10 protein-coding genes are annotated in these 11,933 nt (G+C 52.5%); 3 read left to right on the forward strand and 7 right to left on the reverse strand.

Annotated elements, in window-relative coordinates; translation table 11 throughout:
* Positions 1–3 precede the first annotated feature (3 nt).
* The 3 genes from C2U41_RS25420 to C2U41_RS25430 all read left to right on the forward strand — a co-directional run bounded on the left by C2U41_RS25420 (position 4) and on the right by C2U41_RS25430 (position 2,511).
* Complete coding sequence (locus tag C2U41_RS25420) at positions 4–1,917, forward strand: BglG family transcription antiterminator (protein WP_003839574.1); 1,914 nt, start codon at positions 4–6, stop codon at positions 1,915–1,917.
* A 77-nt stretch (positions 1,918–1,994) separates the two neighbouring features.
* The gene (locus tag C2U41_RS25425; protein WP_003839576.1) at positions 1,995–2,237 is read left to right on the forward strand and encodes a type II toxin-antitoxin system RelB/DinJ family antitoxin; all 243 of its coding nucleotides are present in this window, start codon (positions 1,995–1,997) and stop codon (positions 2,235–2,237) included.
* Positions 2,227–2,511 carry a type II toxin-antitoxin system RelE family toxin gene (locus C2U41_RS25430; RefSeq protein ID WP_003839578.1) on the forward strand — a complete coding sequence of 95 codons (285 nt, stop codon included), beginning with the start codon at positions 2,227–2,229 and terminating at the stop codon, positions 2,509–2,511. The genes C2U41_RS25425 and C2U41_RS25430 overlap by 11 nt, the downstream gene beginning before the upstream one ends.
* A 3-nt stretch (positions 2,512–2,514) precedes the next feature.
* Here C2U41_RS25430 and nrdG read toward each other — a convergent pair whose 3' ends face one another.
* The 7 genes from nrdG to C2U41_RS25460 all read right to left on the reverse strand — a co-directional run bounded on the left by nrdG (position 2,515) and on the right by C2U41_RS25460 (position 11,916).
* Positions 2,515–2,979, reverse strand: coding sequence for an anaerobic ribonucleoside-triphosphate reductase-activating protein (nrdG, locus tag C2U41_RS25435; protein ID WP_032937736.1), 465 nt, complete (start codon positions 2,977–2,979; stop codon positions 2,515–2,517).
* Between the two features lie 106 nt (positions 2,980–3,085).
* Complete coding sequence (gene nrdD, locus C2U41_RS25440) at positions 3,086–5,224, reverse strand: anaerobic ribonucleoside-triphosphate reductase (protein ID WP_103848381.1); 2,139 nt, start codon at positions 5,222–5,224, stop codon at positions 3,086–3,088.
* A 377-nt stretch (positions 5,225–5,601) separates the two neighbouring features.
* Positions 5,602–6,186, reverse strand: coding sequence for a PTS sugar transporter subunit IIA (locus C2U41_RS25445; protein WP_103848382.1), 585 nt, complete (start codon positions 6,184–6,186; stop codon positions 5,602–5,604).
* Between the two features lie 3 nt (positions 6,187–6,189).
* Positions 6,190–7,590: a sugar phosphorylase gene (locus tag C2U41_RS25450; RefSeq protein WP_233901278.1), complete on the reverse strand. Its 1,401-nt coding sequence runs from the start codon at positions 7,588–7,590 to the stop codon at positions 6,190–6,192.
* A gap of 24 nt (positions 7,591–7,614) precedes the next feature.
* A complete protein-coding gene (locus C2U41_RS29830) occupies positions 7,615–7,899 on the reverse strand; it encodes a hypothetical protein (protein WP_233901279.1) in 285 nt (94 codons plus the stop codon).
* Positions 7,896–10,505 (reverse strand): glycoside hydrolase family 38 C-terminal domain-containing protein, encoded by a 2,610-nt coding sequence (locus tag C2U41_RS25455; protein ID WP_048216918.1) that lies wholly within the window; start codon positions 10,503–10,505, stop codon positions 7,896–7,898. Before C2U41_RS25455 ends, C2U41_RS29830 begins: the two co-directional genes overlap by 4 nt.
* 1 nt (position 10,506) lies before the next feature.
* Complete coding sequence (locus C2U41_RS25460) at positions 10,507–11,916, reverse strand: PTS fructose transporter subunit IIC (protein ID WP_071524311.1); 1,410 nt, start codon at positions 11,914–11,916, stop codon at positions 10,507–10,509.
* Between the last annotated feature and the right edge of the window lie 17 nt (positions 11,917–11,933).

Here is an 11,933-nt window from a genome sequence, read left to right on the forward strand (position 1 = left end):
GACGTGCGATTCCCCAACCAACGTTTAGCACAGCTGTTTGACATGTTGCAAAACGAAGCGCTTCCACAGGACGAGCTGGCGCAGCGGTTGTCGGTTTCCACACGCACCGTACGGGCGGATATCACCGCGCTAAACGCGCTGCTCACCCAGTACGGCGCACAGTTTGTCCTCAGCCGGGGTAACGGTTATCAGCTCAAAATTGACGACCCGGCAAGTTATAACACCCTGCAAACGCAGCAGCCCAACGCGTTGCTACGCATCCCTCGAACCAGCCAGGAACGGATACACTGGCTGGTGGTGCGTTTTCTGACGTCGGCTTTCTCGCTAAAGCTGGAAGATTTGGCTGATGAATGGTTTATCAGCCGCGCGACGCTGCAAAACGATATGGCTGAGGTGCGCGAGCATCTGCAACGTTATCATCTGACGCTGGAAACGCGTCCCCGTCACGGCATGAAACTGTTCGGCAGCGAAATGGCGATTCGCGCCTGTTTGACCGATCTGCTGTGGACGCTGGCACAGCAGGATCCGCAGCACCCATTAGTGATGCAGGAGGCGCTTAATGCCGGGATCCCCGAGCAGCTACAGCCCGTTTTACAGGATATTTTCGCTCGTTTTCATATTCGTCTGACCGATGAGGGCGAGCTGTTTTTACGCTTGTACTGCGCGGTGGCGGTACGGCGGATTAGCGAAGGGTATCCACTCCCGGATTTTGCCGCAGAAGAGGCCGATCAATCGGTGTGCCTGGCCACGCGGGAAATCGCGGCGGTATTGCACCGCCTGGCAGACAAACCGCTTTCCGTTTCCGAAGAAAACTGGCTACAGGTGCATATTGCTGCCCGCCAGGTACAAGAGATCGCACCCAGTGCTATCAATGCGGATGATGACGAAGCGTTGGTCAATTACATCCTGCGTTTTATCAACACCCAGTACAACTACAACCTGTTGAATGACAAACAGTTACATGCTGACCTGCTGACGCATATTAAGACGATGATCACCCGGGTGCGTTACCAGATAATGATCCCCAATCCGCTGCTGGAAAATATTAAACAGCACTACCCCATGGCGTGGGACATGACGCTGGCCGCCGTCTCGGGATGGGGAAAATATACGCCGTACACCATCAGTGAAAATGAGATCGGCTTCCTCGTGCTGCATATTGGCGTCGGGCTGGAGCGTAGTTACAACATCGGTTACCAGAGACAGCCGAAGGTTCTGCTGGTATGCGATGCCGGAAATGCGATGGCGCGGATGATTGAAGCGGTGCTGGCGCGTAAGTATCCGCAGATAGAGATCGTCGATACCGTGACGCTGCGTGACTACGAACAGCGGGAAAGCATTAGCGAAGATTTTGTTATCTCTACCGCGCGGATCGGTGAAAAAGATAAGCCCGTAGCGATGATTGCGCCGTTTCCGACCGATTATCAACTCGAGCAAATTGGCAAACTGGTGCTGGTGGACAGAACCCGCCCGTGGATGTTGAACAAATTCTTCGATGCCGCCCATTTTCGTGTAATTGACGAGCCAATGGATCAACAAACGTTGTTCAAAACCTTATGCCGTCAGTTGCAGGATGAAGGTTTTGTCGACGCGGAGTTCCTTGATTCAGTGGTTGAGCGTGAGGCCATCGTCAGCACCATGCTGGGTGACAGCATTGCCCTGCCGCACGCCCTCGGTCTGCTGGCCAAGAAAACGGTGGTCTACACTATCCTCGCCCCGCAGGGTATTGCCTGGGGCGATGAAACGGCGCATGTGATCTTCCTGCTCGCCATCAGTAAAAGCGAGTACGAAGAAGCGATGGCGATCTACGATATTTTCGTCACCTTCCTGCGTGAACGCGCCATGACGCGGCTCTGCGCATGCCGGAATTTCACCGAGTTCAAAACCGTCGCCATGGAGTGTGTCAGTCGTTTTTGAGAGGCGTTATCCAGAATTCGATGTAATGCGTATGTAATGCTAAACTGCATTACACATTCGATTCTACTGGAGGCATAATGGCCACGCTGAACGTCCGTCTGGATGACAAACTCAAAAATGAGGCTTATGCCGTGCTGGAAAAACTGAACATTACTCCAACGGAAGCTGTGCGATTACTGTTTCAGTACGTCGCGGAAACGGGGCGCATGCCAGTGAAAACCGTCACCGTTAGCGACAGCGAAGATACACTGATTCAGACAGTCCGGGAGAGGCTGGCCAGCCCGCAAAAAGGAATCAAGGTTAGTCTGGATGACTTATGAACTGGAATTCGACCCGAGAGCCTTAAAAGAGTGGCATAAACTGGGTGATACGGTGAAGGCTCAGTTTAAGAAGAAGTTGGCCGACGTGTTGTTGAACCCCAGAATTGACTCTGCCCGTTTAAACGGTCTTCCAGATTGCTATAAAATTAAGCTTAAATCGTCCGGCTATCGTCTGGTGTACCAGGTTCGGGATGAGGTTGTGACCGTGTTTGTTGTCGCGGTCGGCAAGCGAGAACATTCGGCCGTTTATCTCGATGCAAACAAACGGCTTTAGCGATCAACGCAAATGATGTACAACCTGGTTGCTGCTGCCGCGCCAGATTAGCGCCGGGTCTTTAAGATCCTGCACGTATTTGCCATCGACCAGTACGTTGATGAGATCGACCACCTGCATTTGCGCGGCGTTGAGTTCATCGAGCTTGTAGCCGGTCCACACCCAGATATCTTTGCCGGGGCACTCAGCGCGAACGCGCTGCACTAGTTGCAGGATTTCCGGCACGTTTTGCGGATGTAGCGGATCGCCACCGGAGAGCGAGATCCCCTGACGCTTGATTCGCGTATCGTTCAGATCGGCAATGATCTTGTCTTCCATCTCTTTGGTAAATGGCTTGCCGGAATTGAGCCGCCAGGTGCTTTTGTTATAGCAACCGGGACATTCATGCACGCACCCGGACACAAACAGCGTGCAGCGGGTGCCGGGGCCGTTAACGATGTCGACGGGATAATATTGGTGAAAGTTCATAGCTTGTAACCATGCCGGGTGGCGCTGCGCTTACCCGGCCTACAATAAGAGTGCGGTCCGTAGGCCCGGTAAGCGCAGCGCCACCGGGCATTAACGTAACAGCGGATTAACCTATCTGCCCGTTACCCAAATGCTTAACGCGGCGCTTCACTTCTTCCTGCTTACCGGCGTTAAACGGACGGGCGTCCGGGCTGCCTAAATAACCGCAGACGCGGCGGATGACCGACACGCGAGCGGCGTCGTGGTTACCACATTTCGGGCAGGTAAAGCCTTTGCTGGTGCACTCGAACTCACCGGTAAAGCCGCACTCGTAGCATTCATCAATTGGCGTGTTGGTCCCGTAATACGGCACGTGCTGATAGCTGTAATCCCAGACGTCTTCCAGTGCTTTCAGGTTGTGCTGAATATTCGGGTATTCGCCGTAGCAAATGAAGCCTCCGTTCGCCAGCGGCGGGTATGGCGCTTCGAAATCGATCTTGTCGTACGGGTTAACCTTTTTCTCCACGTCGAGGTGGAAGCTGTTGGTGTAGTAACCTTTGTCGGTGACGCCTGGCACCACACCAAACTCGGCGGTATCCAGACGACAGAAACGATCGCACAGGTTTTCACTCGGCGTGCTGTACAGGCTGAAGCCGTAGCCGGTCTCGTCTTTCCACTGATCGACTGCCTGACGCAGGCGTTCGACAATGGCGATAGCTTTGGCGCGAAGCTGCTCACTGTCGTACAGATGTTTGTCGCCAAACAGCGCGTTAATGGTTTCGTGAATGCCGATGTAACCCAGCGAGATGGACGCGCGGCCATTTTTAAAGATTTCTGACACGTCATCGTCCGCTTTCAGACGCACGCCGCAGGCACCTTCCATATACAGGATTGGGGCCACGCGAGCTTTCACGCCTTCCAGACGCGCAATGCGGGTCATCAGCGCTTTACGTGCCAGCACCAGTCGATCGTCGAGCAGTTTCCAGAAGGTGGCTTCATCGCCGTGGGCTTCCAGCGCGATACGCGGCAGGTTGAGGCTGATAACGCCGAGGTTGTTACGCCCGTCGTGAACCTGTTCGCCGTTCTCGTTTTCCCACACGCCGAGGAAGCTGCGACAGCCCATCGGCGTTTTGAACGAACCGGTCACTTTAACCACCTGATCGTAGTTCAGGATGTCCGGATACATACGCTTGCTCGCGCACTCCAACGCCAGCTGTTTGATGTCGTAGTTCGGATCGCCAAACTTGTGGTTCAGGCCGTCGCGAATGGCGAACACCAGTTTCGGGAACACGGCGGTTTTACGATTTTTACCGAGGCCCGCAATGCGGTTACGCAGAATGGACTGCTGGATCAAACGTGATTCCCAACTGGTTCCCAGGCCAAAACCGAAGGTGACGAACGGCGTCTGGCCGTTAGCGGTATGCAGGGTATTCACTTCATACTCGAGGGACTGGAATGCGTCGTAGCACTCTTTCTCGGTACGGGAATGCGCATAACCGTCGGCATCCAGGATCTGCCACTCTTCAGCGGTTTTGCGATGCTTGTTAAAGCTCTCGGTCACGAATGGTGCGAGAACTTCGTCAATACGGTTAATGGTGGTACCGCCATAAATATGGCTGGCAACCTGCGCGATAATTTGCGCGGTGACGGCCGTCGCGGTGGAGATGGATTTTGGCGGCTCAATCTCCGCGTTACCCATCTTAAAGCCCTGCGTCAGCATGCCTTTCAGGTCGATCAGCATGCAGTTAAACATTGGGAAGAACGGAGAGTAGTCGAGATCGTGATAGTGAATATCACCACGCTCGTGCGCCTGGACGACATCACGCGGCAGCAGGTGCTGACGCGCATAGTGTTTGGCGACGATACCGGCCAGCAGGTCACGCTGCGTCGGGATCACTTTGCTGTCTTTGTTGGCGTTTTCGTTCAGCAGAGCAGAGTTGGTTTGCTCAACCAGACCACGAATTTCCTGGTTCAGACGGCCACGCTTTTCACGCTGTATATCACGGTCGTGGCGATATTCGATGTACGCACGGGCGAGTTGTTTGTACGGACCAGACATCAGCTGGTTTTCTACCGCTGTCTGGATCTCGTTGATATCGACCTGGCTGCGCTCATTCATCTGGCTACTAACGACTTCTGCGACGGTGGCACAGTAATCTGCGTCATCGACTCCCGCTGCTTTAGCTGCACGCAGAATGGCTTCTTTGATGCGCTCTGATTTAAACGGCACTTTACAGCCATCTCGTTTCATCACATGCGGTGTCATGATCACTCCATATTTATAAGAACAGGTTATCCACAGAGGTTGGGGAAGCGGCCATGGCTTTATTCATCTCTATTGCCAATGACTTCCCGCAATCCTGACCCACTTTATCCACAATTTCACCGTAAAGCGGTGCACTGTAGTTGTAGCAATTGTAGTCGATTAATACAACATATTGGGTCGGCGTGCATTTTAAGTTCTATATGTAGTGATTTGCATCAAGGATGTTTACGATTTATTTGATGTAGCGCAAAGTAAAAATCGGAGCGTACAGATGACGGGCAGTACAGCGATTGTAAATTGTGGGCAGAAAATTCTGATTAATTATTCAACAAAAACAGGAAGGTAAAGCCGGGCAGGCATCTGCTGCCCGGAACACACTATGACGACAGCGACTGCATCCAGTGGATACCTGCATTAATGAAGGCTGCCGAGGCGACGAGACCCAGAATGAGTGGTACAAGGTAACTGCTCTTCACGCGGTTTTCTGGCACTTCCTGAGCTGGTGTCGTTCCAGTCGAGAGCAGCGCCAGTACTTCTTCGGCAGACGTAGCGTTAAGCATGGCGTTTCGCATCTCATCCTCAACCAGCGACGAGGTGAGCTGGGTGAGCAGTTGCATATGCGTTGTACCCGCTTCATTTGGCGGGATCGCCAGCAGGAACACTAACCGTACTGGTTCAGGCCCTTCAAGACCCGGCCACAGTATTGGCTCGGGAAAAAGGGCGACGCAGAACGACGCCTGCACGACGGAATCACATTTTCCGTTAGGGACGGCCAGCTCTTCTCCCAGCGCGGTTGGTCCTTCATTTTCACGGCGCAGAACGCTGTCAATAAAAGCGTCTTTATTGGTAATGAGTCCGCATTCAGACAATGCTGAAGACATATACCGGATGATCGCATCGGGAGACGATTGCGGCGGATCGATAAAAATTAGCGTCTGACGAGTCAGTGTAGACAATTCCATGTTTTATGCCTCCGGTTGCGCTTTGACGTGGATCCAGATCGTTTGCCAGCCCGCCAGTTCGCAAACGCCATTAAAGGGGGTTCCTGTCAGGAGATCTGTCCCCGTCACGGGTAAGAAAAGTGTTTGTGATGCGCCAGTGACATTCACAATACCGTAGACAGTTTCTTCCTCTGTCTGGTGGTGGCGTTTGACGCCAAATGGCGCATCCGGCAGTGTAAGGACTTGCTGAGCTGCTGCCGGTGAGAACGCGGGATGTTGTTGGCGAATGCGCAGTAATGTCGTTAGTGCGGCATAGATCTTCGCTTGTCGGGATTCTGGCGTGACTAATGCCTGATGCGTGGTGGCGAAATCCAGTTTTTCACGGTTAATACGGCGATTGATCCCTGACGCGTTCAACCCTGCGATATCATTTTCGCTACCGAGAAGGCTGTGGTAGTAAATTGCAGGAACGCCCTGCAACATAAAGAGGATGGCGTGAGCGGCGGCAAATCTGGCAACCTGCGTGTCGGGAGCTTCTCCCGGTTCGCTTAACGCGCTCAGAAAGTTAATGTTCATCTCGTACGGCGACTGGCTGCCGTCTGGATTGGTGCGCCAGGAAATTCGTCCTTGCTTACGTTCTACTTCACTGACCAGGAACGCTTTTTCTTCCGTCGAGAGGATGTTTTCGACAGGTCGCAGGCCAATGCCGTCATGGCTAGCGAGGAAATTGAAAAATGTAGTGTTGGCAGGAAAGGTTTCTTGCTCCAGGCTTTGCGCCCACTGGCGTAGCCAGCGTGCGTTGCCGCGCAGGCAGGCATGCAGTGTCAGCGGTGGTAGCGGGAATTGATACACCATATGAGCCTCATCCCCGGCACCCAGATAGCTGATGTTTTCCTGATGTGGCACATTGGTTTCGGTAATCAGCAGGCAGTCAGGCCAGATCTCTTCCAGGATCGCCCGCCAGAGTTTGATTACCTGATGGGTTTGCGGCAGATGAATGCAGCGGCTGTTTTTCTCTTTCCACAAGAAACCGACGGCATCGAGTCGAATTGCCTGGGCACCGCGTGAAGCATATTCCAAAAGAATATCAATACTTTCCAGTAAAACCTCGGGTTCACGGAAGTTAAGATCGATTTGATCGGCGCTGAATGTGGTCCATATATGCGCCGTTTCCCCTGTTTTAAGCGTGAATGGCGTTAATAAAGGAGATGTACGCGGACGTGTGATCCGGCTGTAATTTTCATCCGGATCGGCGTTGATAAAGTAGTTCTGGTAGCGAGGCTCACCATGCAAATAGCCCTGGAACCAACGGCTTTGCTGTGAAATATGGTTAATCACAAAATCGAACATTAAATTGAAATCGCCCGCCAGCGCGGCAATATCTGACCACTGCCCAAGATGGGGATCAACTTGTCGGTAATCCACCACGCTAAAACCGTCATCGGAGGTCTAGGGGAACATCGGCAGCAGGTGAATGTCACTGATCGTCCCCTTCAACCACAGTTTTGCAAACTGGTGGAGAATCGATAGGGGATTTTCTCCTTGCGCGCAGATGCTATCACCATAGGCGATCATCCAGATACGGCTTTGATCTAACGGAATCGTCGTTTGCGTTTTGGGTTTCCAGCGTTGGATAAGCTGTTCAATCTTCGCTGCGATTGCCTGATGATCCGCTTGCGGATAGAGCTGTGTCAGCGTGTCGCGGATAAATGCTTTAGGTGGGGAGATATTCATACTTTTGCGTCACGCTCCGGCAGTGAGAAAAGGAAATCGCATGTGGCGAAAGGCGCAATTTCGCGGCAGTGCTTAACGGGTTCTTCCAGATAGTTAATCTGCGGCATTTCTTGCAGCAATGGTGGGAGTTCAACAGGATGCTCACCGGCATTGAAAATACGTAATATTGTTCCATTTATCGTCTGGGCGTGTGGCAGCGCCGAGAGCATGAGCGGCTCAGGCAACGTCAGCAGACTGAAAGTTTCTGGCAGTGAACGCGGTGTGAAATTGAGCGTGAAGCGCTCCAGACGGTTGTCCAGCGTATTCAATTTCTGGTTCTGCCAGCTGAAAGGCTGACGTAAAGCTCTTTCCTCAAGGCGGCGTAATGTCAGATGGTCGGCACGCTCGCTAAGTGTCAGGGTCAGGTTAAAGATCAGGGGCTTGTGGAGCTGGGCCTCGGGCGTGTAAACGACGGTATTATTGATGCCGGAAGCGCGTCCGGGGCGCCAGGCCAGATCGTCGCGTCCCAGAACGCCTGTCGATTTGAAGAGCGTCAGCGCCACCTGCGATGTTGTGTTTTGCAGGATCTGATACTCTTTCATGCCCAGGCTGTTTATGACCAGAGCGTTGTCGTTTTCCGCAATGGCGATAATTCCCTCGCTGGTTTCGATATCGACAGGTTTTTCACGATAGTTTTGCTGCCAGTTCGCAGGGGCGTCGGCAATGGGGCGGTGAATAATGCCGAAAGGCTGAGAGGCTATTGATTCCTGGGTATGAATATCGCTGTTGATCAGCAGGCGCAGGCGGTGGTCGCAAACGTTGTTTTCTAAACGGGCATCAATAAAAAGATGGGCTTCGCCCTGACGGAGTTCGCAAACAACCTGTACCGGGCATTCTTGTGTTGCGCGTTGGCTTAATGAATAGGGCAGGTTGAGCGTGATGCCCAGCGTTAAGCGCTCGACGTGCTGGCTCTTTTCGCAGGCGAGAAGTGTGAAGTGATTGAACTTTTGGGGGATATCACCTTGCAGCGGTGAAAAATCATAACTGTCACCTGCATCCGCACAATCTTCGAAGGTCAGCAGGTCGGACAGAGTTCTGCCGGTACGTTTATCCCGTAGCGTCAGTGTTCCGTCATCAAGGCTGAGTCGATAATGGTCATTTTCAATATGGTTTTCGGCATAAGGGCGCAGCGTAGAAACCGTGTGCGTGCCCTCGCGAACGGCAATATTGATATAACCCAGTGCGGGCAGTTCCTGCGTGTCGATAGCGACCTGCGAGCGATAATAAGGCGGAAGCTCAACCTCTTTTTCTCCCTGCGGCGTAACCTGAATCACGCGTCCACCGGAAAGCTCTGTTTGTTCAATAATGCTAAATGAGAGAGTCTGCTCGCCAGCGCAGAGTTCAAGGGATGGTGTGCTGGTATATAGCGTGGCGTTGACAACCCCGGACCAGGGCGTCGCGCCAGGGTTCACCACAAAGAGGTCGTTCTCCTGGCTGCTGGCAATGGCCAGCTCTTTAATCACCAGATTCCACAGGCTATGGCTGAGCTGTTCCGTCTGTTCCAGGCGATGCAGAATATCCCGGTTGGTGGCATCACTGTTACACCCGCCTATGGAGTCATGGGCATGGTTGCGTAACAGGTTTTTCCAGATTCGATCAACCCACTGGAGGTTGACGTGAATATCATGATGGCGGGCCAGCGCAATAGTCGGTTCCAGCTTGCCCAACAAAAATTGTTCGATATCGTAATTTTTCTTTTTAATGTCGTAACGAACGGAGCCGATGGTTTTGTGGATCCTGGTATAGCGCGGGGATTTCAGTTCGCCTTGCCAGCAGGTAAATCCATCGGCTTGCTGACGAAGCGTATCAACAAACGCTTCCAGCGATGATATCTGGAACCGATCGCCTGTAGGGGAGCGTTCGCTGACCGTCTGCAGAATCTCGGGTAACAGAGGATCAATATTGACCTGATCGCCGCCGCAGGGCAGGAGTAAGTCATGCAGACCGGCGCGTTGGCGGATGAGATTCACCATTGGAAAGATTTTTTCCTGCAGGTGGGCATCGTCCGGTTGAATATTTTTGGCTGCCCCGTAGCCAAACAGCATTGCGCAGGCAATGACTTGCGAACCTGACGGCGCACGCCAGATAAACTGGCTCTGTGCAACCTGCGTGTCATGATCAATGCCGCGCCAGAACACGATGTTGTCCAGGTTGCATCCGCGAAGCAGCGTCGGGAGCTGGCTGTTATGACCAAAGGTATCGGGCAGATATCCCACCATCATGGCGTGGCCCAGTTTACGCGCGGAAAGTATGCCGTACTTCAGGTTGCGGATAATCGATTCGCCGTGAACGTTGAACGTATCCGTCTGGGTGTACCACGGGCCGATGTAAAGCCGCTTGTTTTTGACCAGCAGCTTCAGGCGGTCAGCGTATTGCGGATTGACGGCCAGAAAATCCTCAACCACGGCGGTTTGTCCGTCGAAATGGTAACAGGTGTAATCGGCGTAACGTTCTAATGTATCAATAACATCGGCAAAGTTTCGCGATGCCAGGATATTGCTGTCCTGCAACGTGAAATACCACTCTTGATCCCAGTGCGTGTGGGCGATGACATGGATATGACTCATTTTACTTTCCTGAATTTGTTGCCAGTTTCGGGCTGAAGAAAAGTACGCCCAACGCGCACACCAGAGAGCCTGCGAAAACGCTTACCAGATAGCCGGTGACGTTGGTGGCGAGCGGCCATCCCCAAACGGCAGGTAGCGGTAAGGATTGTTTGACACCTAACGTTGTGGCGATGAATGCGCCAGACATTGCGCCGACCATAAAGACGGGGATCAGACGCGGGTTTTTCAGAATAAAGGGGATCGCGCCTTCGGAAATGCCAATGAATCCCAGCAGTAGTGAGGTACTACCGATAGTTTTTTCTTCATTATTGAACACATCAGGAAGACCGAAGCGGTTATTGAGCAATGCGGCAATGCCGACGCCGATTGAAGGGATGACGATAGCCAGTTCTCTGGCTGTTAAATCGAAGGTATCGCTCACGCCGTTAAGTCCCAGCGCCACCGACCCCGCAGCTTTGTTAATTGGCCCGCCGAGGTCGAAAGCGGTACCTGCTGCGATCATCAGCGAGTAAAAGCTGCGCCCGGAGTCTCCGGCGGAAGTAAAAAAGGCCACCATCGCCTGATTCAGCGCGCCAAAAATGGGGTTAATCAGATACTGCATCACAATAACCAGTGTAATACCGGTACACAGTGGCACGATCAGCATGGTTTTTATGGTGGTGATTTGCTGACGTACTTTTATTGTATCGTTGAGCCATTGCACCAGATGACCGACAAAAAAGCCGATGGCGATTGCGCCAAAGAATCCCGAGGGCATAAAACCTTCGAGATTAAAAAAGCGCTTGTAGACTTCGTCAGACATAATTCCGCCGATAAGACCAGGTATCAGTGCGGGTTTCCCGGCAATTGAAAAGGCGAGGTACATGGCAAATACCGGGTACATAAACTTGATGACCATAAAGCCCAGTTTATCCAGCACCTCGAACGGCGTTCCGGCGATGGGAATAAATTGCCCGGTTATTTTCGCCACCGCCATAAGTAATCCACCGAGAACGACAACAGGCAGCATATAGCTGATTGCTGCCATAATATGGCCAATAAATATCTGCCATGCGGAACGATGCTCTTCGGGTTCGTCAGTTATTTGGGTGGAGCCTTTGCTCAAGGCTAGCGCCTGGCGAATATAGCGCTCGGTATTCTTAATCAGTTCTTGGGTACGAATTTTAAGATGTAGCGTGTTTGCGAATCGTTCAGCATCCTGGATAGGAACGTCCGTTGCCAGTATGACAGCGTCAGCGCTGGCGATATCTTGCCGGGAAAGCTTATTTTTGACCCCATCGCTTCCTTGTGTTTCTACCTTAACGTCAAAGCCATTTTCTTTCGCCCAGGTGACAATTTTGTTGGCCGCCATAAATGTATGGGCGATACCTGTAGGGCACGCCGTTACTGCAACAATTTTTAGTTTTGTCATTGTAAAATCTCTAAAAA

Origin of the sequence: Citrobacter freundii complex sp. CFNIH4, from assembly GCF_002934505.1 — a bacterium.
Taxonomy (GTDB): domain Bacteria; phylum Pseudomonadota; class Gammaproteobacteria; order Enterobacterales; family Enterobacteriaceae; genus Citrobacter; species Citrobacter freundii.